13 protein-coding genes are annotated in these 14,834 nt (G+C 71.6%); 12 read left to right on the forward strand and 1 reads right to left on the reverse strand.

Annotated elements, in window-relative coordinates; all coding sequences use genetic code 11:
• Positions 1-6: 6 nt before the first annotated feature.
• The 4 genes from ASC64_RS16385 to ndk are packed head-to-tail and all read left to right on the forward strand — an operon-like array spanning position 7 to position 3,306.
• Positions 7-1,020 carry a hypothetical protein gene (locus ASC64_RS16385; protein ID WP_056908607.1) on the forward strand — a complete coding sequence of 338 codons (1,014 nt, stop codon included), beginning with the start codon at positions 7-9 and terminating at the stop codon, positions 1,018-1,020.
• Between the two features lie 25 nt (positions 1,021-1,045).
• Positions 1,046-2,425 carry a bifunctional tetrahydrofolate synthase/dihydrofolate synthase gene (gene folC, locus ASC64_RS16390; protein WP_056908608.1) on the forward strand — a complete coding sequence of 460 codons (1,380 nt, stop codon included), beginning with the start codon at positions 1,046-1,048 and terminating at the stop codon, positions 2,423-2,425.
• On the forward strand, positions 2,422-2,844 hold the full coding sequence (locus ASC64_RS16395) for a DUF4233 domain-containing protein (RefSeq protein WP_235563791.1): 423 nt from the start codon (positions 2,422-2,424) through the stop codon (positions 2,842-2,844). The genes folC and ASC64_RS16395 overlap by 4 nt, the downstream gene beginning before the upstream one ends.
• Before the next feature lie 30 nt (positions 2,845-2,874).
• The gene (gene ndk / locus ASC64_RS16400) at positions 2,875-3,306 is read left to right on the forward strand and encodes a nucleoside-diphosphate kinase (RefSeq protein ID WP_056908609.1); all 432 of its coding nucleotides are present in this window, start codon (positions 2,875-2,877) and stop codon (positions 3,304-3,306) included.
• Positions 3,307-3,418: 112 nt separating this feature from the next.
• Here the strand turns inward: ndk and ASC64_RS16405 are convergent, their stop codons facing one another.
• Entirely contained in the window at positions 3,419-3,991 is a 573-nt protein-coding gene (locus ASC64_RS16405) for a DUF937 domain-containing protein (protein WP_056908610.1), read from the reverse strand.
• Between the two features lie 127 nt (positions 3,992-4,118).
• Between ASC64_RS16405 and ASC64_RS16410 the strand changes: the two genes are divergently transcribed.
• The 8 genes from ASC64_RS16410 to ASC64_RS16445 all read left to right on the forward strand — a co-directional run bounded on the left by ASC64_RS16410 (position 4,119) and on the right by ASC64_RS16445 (position 14,834).
• The gene (locus tag ASC64_RS16410) at positions 4,119-5,162 is read left to right on the forward strand and encodes a rod shape-determining protein (RefSeq protein ID WP_056908611.1); all 1,044 of its coding nucleotides are present in this window, start codon (positions 4,119-4,121) and stop codon (positions 5,160-5,162) included.
• Positions 5,162-6,103, forward strand: coding sequence for a rod shape-determining protein MreC (gene mreC / locus ASC64_RS16415; RefSeq protein WP_082550563.1), 942 nt, complete (start codon positions 5,162-5,164; stop codon positions 6,101-6,103). The genes ASC64_RS16410 and mreC overlap by 1 nt, the downstream gene beginning before the upstream one ends.
• Positions 6,100-6,612, forward strand: coding sequence for a rod shape-determining protein MreD (gene mreD, locus ASC64_RS16420; RefSeq protein WP_056908612.1), 513 nt, complete (start codon positions 6,100-6,102; stop codon positions 6,610-6,612). Before mreC ends, mreD begins: the two co-directional genes overlap by 4 nt.
• Entirely contained in the window at positions 6,609-8,738 is a 2,130-nt protein-coding gene (gene mrdA / locus ASC64_RS16425; protein WP_056908756.1) for a penicillin-binding protein 2, read from the forward strand. Before mreD ends, mrdA begins: the two co-directional genes overlap by 4 nt.
• Positions 8,739-8,742: 4 nt before the next feature.
• The gene (rodA, locus tag ASC64_RS16430; RefSeq protein ID WP_056908613.1) at positions 8,743-9,942 is read left to right on the forward strand and encodes a rod shape-determining protein RodA; all 1,200 of its coding nucleotides are present in this window, start codon (positions 8,743-8,745) and stop codon (positions 9,940-9,942) included.
• A gap of 110 nt (positions 9,943-10,052) precedes the next feature.
• Positions 10,053-12,026 (forward strand): TIGR03960 family B12-binding radical SAM protein, encoded by a 1,974-nt coding sequence (locus ASC64_RS16435; RefSeq protein WP_056908614.1) that lies wholly within the window; start codon positions 10,053-10,055, stop codon positions 12,024-12,026.
• A gap of 88 nt (positions 12,027-12,114) precedes the next feature.
• Positions 12,115-13,041 carry a glycosyltransferase family 2 protein gene (locus ASC64_RS16440; RefSeq protein ID WP_156385242.1) on the forward strand — a complete coding sequence of 309 codons (927 nt, stop codon included), beginning with the start codon at positions 12,115-12,117 and terminating at the stop codon, positions 13,039-13,041.
• Positions 13,038-14,834 (forward strand): methyltransferase domain-containing protein, encoded by a 1,797-nt coding sequence (locus tag ASC64_RS16445; RefSeq protein ID WP_056908616.1) that lies wholly within the window; start codon positions 13,038-13,040, stop codon positions 14,832-14,834. Before ASC64_RS16440 ends, ASC64_RS16445 begins: the two co-directional genes overlap by 4 nt.

Genomic DNA, 14,834 nt, shown 5'->3' on the forward strand with positions numbered 1-14,834 from the left:
CGGCCGATGCGGCGTACGACCCCGGCTCTCGCGCTCGTCCTCCTCGCCCTCGTCCTGCCGGTCACCGCGGCCCCGGCCTCGGTGCCCGACGGCGGAGCCAGGGAGGCGGCACCCCGTGTCCACCGGATCGGCGGCTGCCAGGTCTTCCCGGCTGACAACCCGTGGAACCGGCGCGTCGACCGGCGGCCGGTGTGGCGGTCGTCGGACGCCATCGTCGGACGGCAGCTCGCCGGCCACGACCTGCACCTCGACCTCGGCACGACCGAGGAGTACTACGGCATCCCGGTCAACGTGGTGCCCGAGGACCAGCCGCTGCTGCCGCTGCAGTTCGGTGTCGACGGCGAGGACTACGGCGACGAGAGCGACCGCGGACCCGTGTTCGTCCCGGCCGACGCCGCGATCGAGGGCGGCAGTCGCGCCGAGCCCGACCCGGGGGAGGGGGACCGGCACGTGCTGACGGTCCGCAGCGGCACGTGCGACCTCGTCGAGCTGTACGCCGCCGAGCGGGTGCGCGACGCCTCCGGCAGGGTCGTCGCCTGGCGCGCCGCGGCCGCCGCCCGCTGGGACCTCTCGTCCAACGCGCTGCGCCCGGCTCGCTGGACCTCCGCCGACGCGGCGGGCCTGCCGATCACGCCCGGCCTGCTCTCCTACGACGAGGCCGCGTCCGGACGGATCACCCACGCCCTGCGGTTCACCATGCCGAGCGCCCGCAACGCCTACACCTGGCCGGCCCGCCACTGCGGCCCGAGCGGCAACACCGCGCGCGACCTGCCGGCGTACGGCCTGCGCTTCCGGCTGCCGAGGTCGTTCCCGGCGAACCGCTACACGGGGGTGGCGCGGACGATCGTGAAGGCGATGAAGAAGTACGGGCTGGTCTATGCCGACCAGGGCTCGGCGATGTACGTCACCGGCACCGCCGACCCGCGGTGGGAGGACGCACTCGACCAGTTCCGCGCCAGGCCGCTCGACGGCAAGGCGCTCCAGGTCGTGAAGCCGTGGCGGCGGGTCGTCTCCTGCTGACCGGGGTCAATAGACTCGAGGTCCCATGACTGAGACCCCCCGCCCCGATCCTGGCGCCGCCGACGGCCCGCGCCTCGCCGAGACCTTCGACGAGGTCGAGGACGCGCTGCTCTCGCGCTGGCCCGAGACCAAGCTCGAGCCCAGCCTGGACCGGATCGAGGCGTTCACCGAGCTGCTCGGCGAGCCGCAGCACTCGTTCCGCTCCGTGCACCTGACCGGCACCAACGGCAAGACCAGCACCAGCCGGATGATCGAGACGCTGCTGCGCGCGCTCGACCTGCGCACCGGCCGCTTCACCTCACCGCACCTGGAGCGGATGAGCGAGCGGATCAGCATCGACGGCGAGCCGCTGGACGACGAGGCCTTCGTCCGCGCCTTCAACGACGTCGCCCCCTACACCCACCTCGTGGACGCCGGGCAGGACCACCCGCTGAGCTTCTTCGAGACCATCGTCGGCATGGCCTACGCCGCCTTCGCCGACGCGCCGGTCGACGTGGCCGTGGTCGAGGTCGGCATGGGTGGCAGCTGGGACGCCACCAACGTCATCGACGCCGACGTGGCCGTGGTGCTGCCGATCGCCGTCGACCACGCCAAGTACCTCGGCGACGACCCCGCCACGATCGCGGTCGAGAAGGCCGGGATCATCAAGGCCGGCTCGATCGCCGTCCTGGCCGAGCAGACCCCCGAGGTCGCCGCGGTCCTGCTCGAGCGGGCGGGCGAGGTCGGCGCGACGGTGGCACGCGAGGGCATCGAGTTCGGGGTCCTGGCGCGCACCCCCGCCGTCGGCGGACAGGTCGTCACCCTCAAGGGGCTGCGCGCGACCTACGACGACGTGTTCCTGCCGCTCTACGGCGCCCACCAGGCTCAGAACGCCGCCGTGGCGCTGGCCGCGGTCGAGGCGTTCGGCAGCGGTGAGCTCGACGACGAGCTGGTGCGGGCGGCGTTCGCCGAGGTCACGTCGCCCGGCCGGTTGGAGATCATCCGCCGCAGCCCCACGATCCTGCTCGACGCGGCTCACAACCCGCATGGCGCCGAGGCCGTCGGCGAGGCGCTCGAGGACTCGTTCTCGTTCAGCCCGCTCGTCGGCGTCATCGGCGTGATGGAGGACAAGGACTACGAGGGCGTCCTCGCCGCCCTCGAGCCGCACCTGGCCTACGTCGTGTGCACGCAGAACTCCACGCCCCGCTCCATGTCGGCCGCCGCCCTCGGCCGTGTGGCCGTCGAGGTCTTCGGCGAGGACCGGGTCTCCGTCGTCCCCGACCTGGCCGACGCGATCGACCGGGCCGCCACCCTCGCCGAGGCCGGCGAGGCGATCGACGTCTCGATCGGGTCCGGCGCCGTCCTGGTCACCGGGTCGGTCGTCACGGTCGGCGAGGCACGTGCACTGCTCAAGGGCCGTCGATGAGCGACGAGACCCCCGACCGGATCCTCGAGCAGGACGCGCCCACCAACACCGAGCGCTCGCCGCGCCGCGGCATGTGCGCCGCCGTGCTGAGCCTCGAGGCCATCACCCTCGGCCTGACCACACCGGTGATGATCACCATCGCCGACGTGGACACCGGCACGGCGTTGTCCGTGGGCCTCGGCCTGGCCGTGGTCTGCCTGCTGCTCGCCGGCATGCTCCGGGCGGAGTGGGCCTACCTCGCCGGCTACGCCGTCCAGGTGGCTGCGATCGGCCTCGGCCTCGTCGTCCCGGTGATGTTCGCGCTGGGCGCGGTCTTCGCCGCGCTCTGGGCGGCCGCCGACCTGCTGGGTCGCAAGATCGAGCGGGAGCGCGCCCAGGCATGGGCCGCCTGGCGGGCCGAGCAGGCCCAGCAGGACTGACCGAGGCCGCCGCTGGCTAGGCTGCAGCCCATGACCGACGTCCAGCGCTCCCTCGTCCTCGTCAAGCCCGACGGCGTACGCCGCGGCCTCTCGGGCGAGGTCCTCCGCCGGATCGAGGCCAAGGGCTACGTGCTCGCGGCCGTCGAGCTGCGTGAGGCGACCACCGAGATCCTCGCCGCGCACTACGCCGAGCACGAGGGCAAGCCGTTCTACGGCCCGCTCGTGGAGTTCATGCTCTCCGGACCGGTGCTCGCCGTCGTGATCGAGGGCGAGCGCTGCATCGAGGGCTTCCGCTCCCTCGCCGGCGCGACCGACCCGACCGTCGCCGCCCCCGGCACCATCCGCGGTGACCTCGGGCGCGACTGGGGCGTGGCCGTCCAGCAGAACATCGTGCACGGCTCGGACTCCCCGGAGTCCGCTGCCCGCGAGATCGGCATCTGGTTTCCCGAGCTCAGCGCGTAGCCCACGAGCTCGGCGAGGGGTTGTCAGGCACTCGCTGAACATGTCAGGCCGTGCACGAGCCGACATGTTCAGCGATCCCCGGTCAGCCGGGGATCACTGAACGGGCGAAGGATCAGCCCTTGCGGCCGCCGCCGAGCAACCCGCCGAGCAGGTCGCCCAGGACGCCGCCGAGCCCGCCCGACGGCTGGGACCGCGGCGAGCCGCCTGCGCCCTGGGCCGCGCCGGCGAGGATCGAGGACAGGACCGTGCCGAGGACGCCCCCGCCGGCGGCCCCGCCCTTGGCCCCCATCTGCTTCGCGACGTAGGACAGCACGATCGGCGCCAGGATCGGCAGGAGCTTCTGCACGAGCGAGCTGCCGGCCCCCGTGCTGCCGAGCTGGTGCACGACCTGGTCCTGGTGACCGCCGAAGATGTGGGCGGTGATCCGCTCCCCGTCCTGCGGGTCGACGTCGGCGAGGTCGATCGGCGGTGTGGCCACCGAGGCGTCGTGCTGACCGAGCGCCTCGGCCAGCGAGGCCTCGCCGCCCGGGTCCTCGGCGTTGGCCCTGAGCCCGCCGAGCAGCGCGGGCAGGGCGACGTCCACCGCGCGACGTACGTCGTCGGGGTCCTCGCCCAGCTGCCCCGCGATCTGGTCGACGGGCAGCGACGCCCGGAGCTCGTCGAGGTCGGAGGTGTGGTCAGCCATGTCCCGAACCTAGACCCGCGCGTGTCCTCCCCGGAACACCCCTCCGCGCTCCTTAGCCTGAGCGTGGGTCGGCGAGACCGTTGACCCCACTTCCCGGCACGACCCGACCTGCAAGGGCATCTGCGGCATGGCACTGAACATCACTTCTGGGGGCTTCATCGGCCGCGACATGGCCGTCGACCTCGGCACCGCCAACACGCTGGTCTATGTCCGCGGCAAGGGCGTCGTGCTCGACGAGCCCTCCGTGGTGGCGATGAACACCGCCAACGGCGAGGTGCTCGCGGTCGGCCACGAGGCCAAGCGGATGATCGGCCGCACGCCCGACACGATCGCCGCGATCCGCCCGCTCAAGGACGGCGTGATCGCCGACTTCGAGGCGACCGAGCAGATGCTGCGCTACTTCATCCACCAGGTGCACCGCCGCCGCTACTTCGCCAAGCCCCGCATGGTGATCTGCGTGCCGAGCGGCATCACCGCGGTCGAGCAGCGTGCGGTCAAGGAAGCCGGCTACCAGGCCGGTGCCCGCCGGGTCTACATCGTGGAGGAGCCGATGGCCGCCGCGATCGGGGCCGGGCTGCCGGTGCACGAGGCGACGGGCAACATGGTCGTCGACGTCGGCGGGGGCACCACCGAGGTCGCCGTGATCAGCCTCGGCGGCATCGTCACCAGCCTGTCCGTCCGCACCGCCGGCGACGACCTCGACCAGGCGATCATCGCGTGGATGAAGAAGGAGTACTCCCTCATGCTGGGGGAGCGCACGGCCGAGGAGATGAAGATGACCCTCGGGTCGGCCTTCCCGCTGCCGACCGAGCCCGACGCCGAGATCCGCGGACGCGACATGGTCTCCGGCCTGCCCCGCACGGTGGTGGTCTCCAGCTCCGAGCTGCGCCAGGCACTGGAGGAGCCGCTGCACAACATCATCGACGCGGTGCGCACCACCCTCGACCAGACGCCGCCCGAGCTGGCCGGCGACATCATGGACCGCGGCATCGTGCTCACCGGCGGTGGCGCCATGCTCCGCGGTCTCGACGAGCGCCTGCGCCACGAGACCGGCATGCCGGTGCACGTGGCCGAGGACCCGCTGTCGTCGGTCGCCTACGGCGCCGGCAAGTGCGTGGAGGAGTTCGAGGCGCTCCAGCAGGTCCTGGTCTCCGACGTGAGGCGGTTCTGATGCGTGGCCTCGGGGGCAGGCAGGACGGCAGGGAGCGACGCTGGACCGGTCTCGACCGGCTCGAGTCGCGCAACCGTGCGCCGCGCTCGCTGCTGGTGGCGCTGGTCCTGGCGAGCGTCACGCTGATCACGCTCGACGTCTCCGGAGGTGGCAGCTCGCCGATCGAGCCGGCCCGACGCGTGGTGGGGGAGGCCTTCGGCCCTGCCGAGTCGGCCGCGGCAGCCGCCGTACGCCCCTTCACGGCGGTGCCCGCGTGGTTCCGCAGCAAGGGCGACCTCGCCGACGAGGTCCGTGACCTCGAGGCGAGCAACGCCGAGCTGCGCGGCAAGGTCGAGCTGGCCGGGTTCGACCGCAACCGCCTCGAGCAGTACGACGGCCTCACCAGCGCCGCGACCGACCTCGGGTCCGCGCTGGTCCCCGCCCGGGTGGTCGCCCTCGGCTCCCGCCAGTCGCAGAGCTTCACCGTCACCATCGACGCCGGCTCCGACGCGGGCATCGGGCCCGACATGACGGTCGTCAACAACGACGGCCTCGTCGGACGGGTCCTGCGCGTCACCCGCAGCACCGCGACGGTCCTGCTCATCGTCGACCCCGACTCGACCGTCGGTGGCCGCGTCGGCTCGAGCATGGAGATCGGCTTCGTCACCGGCAGCGGGTCGCTGAAGGAGGCCGCAGGCCTCGACCTCCGCCTGGTCGACGACGCATCCGTGCCCTCGCGCGACGACACGGTCGTGACGTGGGGGAGCAGCACGGGTCCCTACGCCCCGGGCGTGCCGATCGGCACGATCACCGAGGTCTACAGCTCGCTGCGCGAGGCCTCCCAGCGCGCGGTGGTGAAGCCCCTCGTGGACTTCTCCGCCCTCGACGTCGTGGGCGTGATGGTGCCCAGCGGCTCGGCGAGCGACCGCGCGATCATCGAGGCCGACGGGAGCCTGCGGTGAGCTACCTCCGCTGGCTCGCCGCCCTGGCCGCCGTCGTGGTCGCGCTCACCCTCCAGGTGTCGCTGTTCCCGCACGTGGCGTGGCACGGCATCGTGCCCAACCTCTGCCTCCTCGTCGTGGTGGCGGCCGCCCTCACCGTCGAGGCGCCGTTCGCCCTGGTCCTGGGGTTCGTGGCGGGCATCACGCTCGACCTGGCGCCGCCGGCCGACCACATCGCCGGCCGCTGGGCGCTCGCCCTCACCGTCGCGGCCTTCCTCGCCGCGCGCGTGCGCCAGGACCAGAAGCCCACCGCCCTCGCGGTGATCGGCACGGTCGCCGCCTCCTCGTTCGTCGCCACGTCGCTGTTCGCCCTGACCGGCGTCGTGCTCAAGGACCCGACGATGTCGGTCTCCGGCCTGCTGGAGGTCGTGCTCGTCGCCGTGGTCTGGGACGTCCTGCTCACCCCGTTCGTCCTGCCGCCGCTGATGAAGCTGTTCACCCGGCTCAGCCCGCAGTGGGCCACCACGTGAGCCCCGCCGGCCACCGGAGCCGCCTGCGCCTCGTCGTGGTGCAGGTGCTGGCCTTCTCCCTGTTCGCGACGCTGTTCGTGCGGCTCTACTACCTCCAGGTCATCGGCGGCGAGTCCTACCAGGCGCAGGCCGCCAACCAGTCGGTGCGCGACATCGTCGTGCAGCCGCAGCGCGGCCTGATCGTCGACAGCCAGGGCCGCCCCCTGGTGGCCAACCGCACGTCCTGGGTGATCTCGGTCGACCGCACGCTGCTCGGCAAGCTCGACGACGACCAGCGCACCGAGCTGGTCCGACGCGTGGCCGTCGCCGTCGACAGCACGCCGAAGAAGGTCGAGGCGCGCCTGGTCACCTGCGGCGACCCCGGCAGCGTCCGTGACGTGTGCTGGAACGGCTCGCCCTACCAGCCGGTGCCGGTCGCGATCGACGTCTCCAAGGACGTCGCGCTGCGCGTGCTCGAGCAGCCCGAGGACTACCCGGGCGTGCTCGCCGAGCAGCAGAACGTCCGGTCCTACCCCCGGCCCTTCGGCATCAACCTCGCCCACGTCCTGGGCTACCTCAGCCCGATCACCGAGGACGAGTACGACCTCGCCTCCGAGCGCGACGACCGCTCGCTCAACGGCGCCTCCGTCGTCGGCCGTGCCGGCGTGGAGAAGGAGTACGACGAGTGGCTGCGCGGCCTGCCCGGCTATCGACGCGTCGCGGTCGACTCGATGGGTCGCGTGCTCGGTGACGACTCGCTCGTCGAGAGCACGCCCGGCGACACGCTGGTCACCTCCATCGACGCGAAGGTCCAGGCGGTCGTGGAGAAGCAGCTCGCCGAGCGGATCAAGGTCCAGCGCGCCACGCTCGACCCGGTCACCGGCCGCAAGTTCGCCGCCGACTCGGGGGCGGCGGTGGTCCTGGACGCGAAGACCGGCCGCGTCATCGCGATGGCCAGCCAGCCGACCTACGACCCCGACGTGTGGACCGGCGGCATCAGCGAGCCCGAGCTGGCCCGGCTCTACTCCGAGAAGGCCGGCACGCCGCTGCTCTCCCGGGCGACCCAGGGCCAGTTCGCCCCGGGCTCGACGTGGAAGCCGTTCATGACGGCGGGTGCGCTCACCAACGGCTACTCGACCGACACCCGGCTCGACTGCTCCTCGAGCTTCCAGGTCGGCAACCGCCCCTTCAGGAACCACGAGTCCGCCGCCGAGGGCTTCATCGGCTTCGCGCGGGCGCTCGAGGTCTCCTGCAACACCTTCTTCTACCGCATCGGCTACGACTTCTGGCAGCGCTTCGGCAGCGACCCGGCCGACGTCGACGCGAGGGACCCGCTCGTCGAGATCGCCAAGGTCTTCGGCTTCGGATCGCGCACCGGCATCGACCTGCCGGGCGAGGCCCCGGGCCGCATCGCCGACCGTCACTGGAAGCAGGCCTACTACGAGTCGCAGAAGGACTACTACTGCGACCTCAGCAGCAAGCCGCAGGACGCCGACACCAGCGACTTCGTCTACACCTTCGCGCGGGAGTTCTGCGTCGAGGGCAACCTCTACCGGGCCGGCGACGCGGTCAACTTCTCCATCGGGCAGGGCGACACGATCGTCACGCCTCTCCAGCTCGCCCGCGCCTACGCCGCGCTCAGCAACGGCGGCACCCTCTGGGCGCCGACCGTGGCCAAGGCGATCGTGAGCCCCGAGGGCGAGGTGCTGCGACGCATCGCCCCGCGCAAGGTCGCGAAGGTCGACGTGCCGGAGAAGGACATCGACTTCATCGACAACGCGCTCAAGGGCGTCACCAGCGTGGGCACGATGGCCTGGAAGATGGGTGGCTTCCCGCTCGACAAGGTCACCGTCCGGTCCAAGACGGGCTCGGCCGAGGTCTACGGAAAGCAGTCGACCGGCTGGGTGGCGTCCTACACGAAGGACTACGTCGTGGTGATGATGATCAGCCAGGCGGGCACCGGCTCCGGCTCGACGGGCGAGGGGGTCCGCGCGATCTGGGAGTCGCTCTACGGCATCGCCGGCGAGACCGTCTCCCCGAAGCGCGCCGCCATCCCGGGCACGGTCCCGCCGGCGAAGCTGCCGCAGTTCCTCGCCGACGGCTCGATCATGCCGCCGGCCGTCCGCACCAAGCTCGCAGGGGAGTGAGCCGGTGACGATCCGATCGGGACCCGCCTCCAGCAGCCTGCGCGCCCCCGGCCTCGACTGGCTGCTGATGTTCGCGGCCACGACGCTGGTCGCCCTCGGCAGCCTGCTCGTGTGGTCGGCCACGTCCACCCGGGCCGACCTCACCGGCGGTGACCCGAACGCCTACCTGCGCAAGCAGCTGGTCAACGTCGCCATCGGCGTGGTGCTGATGGTCGCGGTGATGGCCGTCGACCACCGCTGGGTGCGGATCCTCGCGCCGCTGGCCTACCTCGCGAGCGTCGCCGGGCTCGTGATGGTGCTGGTCGCGGGCAGCACCGTCAACGGCTCCCGCTCGTGGCTCCAGGTCGGCGGGATGTCGATCCAGCCCTCGGAGTTCGCCAAGCTCGCCGTGGTCATCGGGATGGCGCTCGTCGTGGCCGAGCGGACGGAGCGGCGCTGGGGCCGGAGGGTGGGGAGCCTCGAGGTCCTCGCCATGCTCGCCATCGCCGGCCTGCCAGCCGTGCTGATCCTGCTGCAGCCCGACCTCGGCACCATGCTGGTCCTCTCCGCCACTGTCTTCGGCGTGCTCGCCATCGCAGGTGCCGGACGCCGCTGGCTGGCCGGGCTGACCCTCGGCGCCGTCGTCGGCGCGATTGCCGCGGTCTCGGCCGGTGTGCTCAAGCCCTACCAGGTCGACCGGTTCCTCGCCTTCACCAACCCCGGCCTCGACCCCCGGGGGGCGGGCTACAACACCGAGCAGGCGCGCATCGCGGTCGGCAACGGCGGGCTCCTCGGCCAGGGGCTCTTCGAGGGCTCCCAGACCCGGTCGGGCTTCGTGCCCGAGCAGCACACCGACTTCATCTTCACCGTCGCCGGTGAGGAGCTGGGGCTGGTGGGCGCGGGCGTGATGATCCTGCTGCTGGCGGTGCTGGTCTGGCGCGCGCTGGCGATCTCGGCCGGGGCCGGCGACCTGTTCGGTCGCGTCGCGGCCGCCGGCATCGCCTGCTGGTGGGGGTTCCAGGCCTTCCAGAACATCGGCATGTGCCTCGGCATCATGCCCGTCACCGGCGTGCCGCTGCCCTTCGTGTCCTACGGCGGCAGCTCGTTGTTCGCGGGCATGCTCGCCCTCGGCCTGCTCCAGAACATCCACCTGAGGTCGTCGGGGCAGGTGCGTCGCGGAGTCGTCGCGGAGCCGGCCCTGGGCAGGCCGCTGGCCCGCCGCTGACCCGTCGTTGAGTAGGCCGCACCACCTGCCGCGACGTAACCTAGGTGGTCGGCCGCCGGAGGTGGTGTGCCGGCTTCCCCGTCTCCCGTCCTTCATCGAGGTGTTCCGCCATGTCCGTCGCGTCGGTCTTCCCGCGCCTGGAGGCCAGGCTTCCGTCGGTGCAGAAGCCCATCCAGTACGTCGGCGGGGAGCTGAACTCCGTCGTCAAGGACTGGGACTGCGCCGCCTCCTCGGAGGTCGGCGGCCCGACCGTGCGCTGGGCCCTGATGTACCCCGACGCCTACGAGGTCGGCCTGCCCAACCAGGGCGTGCAGATCCTCTACGAGGTGCTCAACGAGCGTGACTGGATCCTCGCCGAGCGCACCTACTCGGTGTGGCCCGACATGGAGCAGGTGATGCGCACCGGCGACGAGCACGGGCCGATCCCGCAGTTCACCGTCGACAGCCACCGTCCGGTCGGCGCCTTCGACCTCTTCGGCCTGAGCTTCTCCACCGAGCTCGGCTACACCAACATGCTCAACGCGCTGGACCTCGCCGGCATCCCGCTGCACGCCTCCGAGCGCGGCGAGGACGACCCCGTCGTGATCGCCGGCGGGCACGCCGCCTTCAACCCCGAGCCGATCGCCGACTTCGTCGACGCGGCCGTGCTCGGTGACGGCGAGGAGGTCGTGCTGGCGATCTCGGAGGTGGTGCGCGAGTGGAAGGCCGAGGACCGCCCGGGTGGACGTGAGGAGCTGCTCCGCCGGCTCGCCGTCACCGGCAACATCTACGTCCCGCGCTTCTACGACGTCGCCTACGCCGCCGACGGCTCGATCGAGGCGGTCGTGCCCAACCGGCCTGGCATCCCGTTCCGGGTGCGCAAGCACACCCTAATGGACCTCGACCAGTGGCCCTACCCAGCCAACCCCCTGGTGCCCCTCGCCGAGACGGTGCACGAGCGGTTCTCGGTGGAGATCTTCCGCGGCTGCACCCGCGGCTGCCGCTTCTGCCAGGCCGGGATGATCACCCGCCCGGTGCGTGAGCGGTCGATCAAGACCATCGGCGACATGGTCGAGAACGGCATCCGCAAGACCGGCTTCGAGGAGGTCGGCCTGCTGTCGCTGTCCAGCGCCGACCACACCGAGATCGGCGAGGTCGCCAAGGGCCTCGCGGACCGCTACGAGGGCTCGAACGTCTCGCTCTCGCTGCCCAGCACCCGCGTCGACGCCTTCAACATCACCCTGGCCAACGAGTTCTCCCGCAACGGTCGCCGCTCCGGCCTGACCTTCGCCCCCGAGGGCGGCTCCGAGCGGATGCGCAAGGTCATCAACAAGATGGTCAGCGAGGACGACCTGATCCGCACGGTCGCGGCGGCGTACTCCCACGGCTGGCGCCAGGTGAAGCTCTACTTCATGTGCGGCCTGCCCCAGGAGACCGACGAGGACGTCCTCGCCATCGCCGACCTGGCCAAGCGCGTGATCAAGACCGGGCGCGAGGTCTCGGGGCGCAACGACATCCGCTGCACCGTCTCCATCGGCGGCTTCGTGCCCAAGCCGCACACGCCGTTCCAGTGGGCCGCCCAGCTCGACCACGAGGCGACCGACGAACGGCTCCGGCTGCTGCGCGAGGTCGTCCGCGAGGACAAGAAGTACGCCCGCGCGATCGGCTTCCGCTACCACGACGGCAAGCCCGGCATCGTCGAGGGCCTGCTCTCGCGCGGCGATCGCCGCGTCGGTCGGGTCATCGAGGAGGTCTGGCGCGACGGCGGCCGCTTCGACGGCTGGAGCGAGCACTTCTCCTACGACCGCTGGATGGCGTCCGCCGACAAGGCGCTCGCCGGCACCGGCGTGGACGTCGACTGGTACACCACCCGTGAGCGCGACTACGACGAGGTGCTCCCGTGGGAGCACCTCGACTCCGGCCTCGACAAGGACTGGCTCTGGGGTGACTGGGAGGACGCCCTCGCGGCCGCCGACGGCGCCGACATCGAGATCGAGGACTGCCGCTGGACGCCGTGCTACGACTGCGGTGTGTGCCCCGAGATGGGCACCGAGATCCAGGTCGGGCCGACCGGCCAGACGCTCCTGCCGCTGAGCGTCGTCTGACCGGGCGCGACACCTATACTGCTGCACGTTTGACGGGGGCGTGGTGACGCACCCCGGCTGCTCGGACCTAGCCACAGGAGGAATGCGCGTGCTCGATGAGCCACGACTCGATGAGCCGGTGATCATTGGAGTGCAGTCGCTGCTCTACCACACCCCGATGGCGGGCGTGGTGCGCATGCTGGAGGCGCTCGACAACTCCTCGCGCATCGGTCAGAGCGAGGGCATGTGCACCGGTTTCGTGGTGACTCTCGGCGACGCGTCCTCGGAGCGGCTGCTCAGCGACGCCGACCTCGACGAGCTCCGGGCTCGCCTGCCGCACATCCACCAGCTGCGCTACCACTTCTTCGCCGACAACGTCGGGACCTCGCGCGGTCACAACGAGATGGCGCAGATCCTCGACGACCCCGACTACCTCATCTTCTCCAACCCCGACGTCGTCCCCGAGCCGCGCGCGATCTGGCGCATGCTCGCCGCCTTCAAGGACCCCTCCGTGGGCTTCGTCGAGGCCAAGCAGCTGCCCATCGAGCACCCGAAGGACTACGCCAGCGGCACCGGCTTCACCTCCTGGGCCACGACCGCGTTCGCGATGACCCCGCGCGACCTCTTCGTCGAGCTCGGCGGCTTCGACTCCCAGACCTTCTTCATGTACTGCGACGACGTCGACTACTCCTGGCGCGTGCGCGAGGCCGGCAAGCAGGTCGTCTTCCAGCCGGCCGCCGTGGTCTTCCACGACAAGTACCTCGACACCGACGGGCGCTGGATGCCCACGAGCGCCGAGGTGAGGTTCTCCGCGGAGGCGGGTCTGCTCATCGCCCACAAGTGGTCGAAGCCGGGGCTGGTCAAGTCGATCCTGCGCCGCTTCGAGTCCGCCGACGCCAGCCCGGAGGAGAAGGCCGCGGCCCGGGAGTTCCGCCAGCGTGAGCGCGAGGGCACCCTCGTCGAGCAGCGCGACCCCGACCACACGATCGGCACCTTCGCCAAGGGCCGCTACGCAGAGCACAGGTACTCGCTGTGAACGACTTCCACAAGTACGACAACGAGGTCCAGCCCGACAACAAGTTCGGCCACGCCCTCCGCCTGCTCGAGCAGCACCTGCCGGCCGACCTCGACCAGGACGGTGTGCACCTCGACCTGGCCTGCGGGTTCGGGCACGTCGCCGAGCCGATCAAGGACTGGTTCGGGCTGCACTACGTCGGCGTCGACGTCGACGAGCTCGAGCTCGACCAGCTGCGCGCGCGCGGGCTGGAGGCGCACGCGGCCGACCTGACCGACCCCGACGTCGCCGAACGGCTGCGCAAGGTGCTCGACGGTCGACGGCTCGTCTCGGTGACCTTCCTCGACGGGCTCGAGCACCTCACCGACGGCTCGCACGCCCTCGCCGCGCTCGGCGAGCTGCTCGCCGAGCACCGCGCGGTGGCCGTGACGAGCGTGCCCAACGTGACCCACCTCGACGTCGGCATCAAGACCCTCCTCGGCACCTGGGACTACACCGAGGCGGGCCTGCTCGACGTCACCCACGTCCAGCTCTACAGCGAGAAGAGCCTCACGGCCGCGCTCGCCTCGGCCGGGCTCTCGCGCATCGGCCGCGAGGACGTGCTGCTGGCGAGGAGCGACCAGCACTTCCCCGGCGACCACGTCGGGCTCTCCGAGGCGACCACGTTCTCCCGCTACCTCCGCACGGTGCGCGGCGACGCCGAGCCCAACGGCCTGGTCAACCAGTTCGTGTGGGCGCTCACCGCGGCGCCGCCACGCCCCGCCCCGAGCTACGTCGACCCCCGGAGCACCGAGACCGACCGGTTCCTCAGTGTGGTGATGCGCACCCAGGGGCGCCGCATCCAGGAGCTCCGCGAGGCGCTCGTGTGCCTCGCCGCGCAGTCCTGCCAGGACTTCGAGGTGCTGGTCGTCGCCCACAAGACCAACGCCGAGGAGCAGAAGGCCGTCGAGGTCGTCATCGACGACCAGCCGCCTGCCCTGCGCGAGCGGATCCGTCTGGTGCTGCTCGACCACGGCCAGCGCTCCGCCCCGATCAACGCCGGCATCGAGGCCGCAGCCGGACGCTACGTCGCGATCTTCGACGACGACGACGTGGTGATGGGCGACTGGGTCAAGGAGTTCCGCGACGCCGAGCGTGAGCACGGCGGCCGGATCCTCCGCACCATCGCGATGAAGCAGGGCGCCTCGGTCGACACCGTGCGCGGCCTGCCGGGCATCCGGTCCACGACGGCGCCGGAGAAGGCCTACGACGACGACTTCTCCTTGGCGGGTCACCTCGTGGCCAACCAGTCCCCGCCGATCGGCTGGATCTTCCCGCGGTCGCTGGCCACCCACTTCGGCCTGGCCTACGACGACTCGATGACGACCACCGAGGACTGGGAGTTCCTGCTGCGCGCGGCGCAGCTCGCCGGCGTCACCGACATCGGCCGTGGCACCGCGATCTACCGCTGGTGGGAGACCCGCGAGTCCTCCCGCACCGCCCACCCGATCGACGAGTGGGCGCAGAACCAGCGCGAGATCGAGCGCCGCATCGACTCGCGCCCGTTCCTGCTGCCGCCGGGGGAGACCCGGCAGCTGCGCGCCGACCTGCTGGAGCTCACGGAGCTGCGCAAGCGCACCCGGCAGATGCAGCGTCGCGTCACCCAGCTGGAGAAGAAGTCCGCGCAGAAGCAGACCCAGATCCGTCGCCTCCAGCGACGCCTGCGGCAGCAGCGGAGGGCCAAGGCGCCAGCGCCCATGCCTCCGACGCTGCGCCAGCGGCTCCGCCCGCGCACCCGCCTGAAGGCGATGGCGCGCCGGGTCCGCGGGAGCTGA

It is taken from the genome of Nocardioides sp. Root122, assembly GCF_001425025.1.
In the GTDB taxonomy this organism is placed as follows: Bacteria; Actinomycetota; Actinomycetes; order Propionibacteriales; family Nocardioidaceae; genus Nocardioides.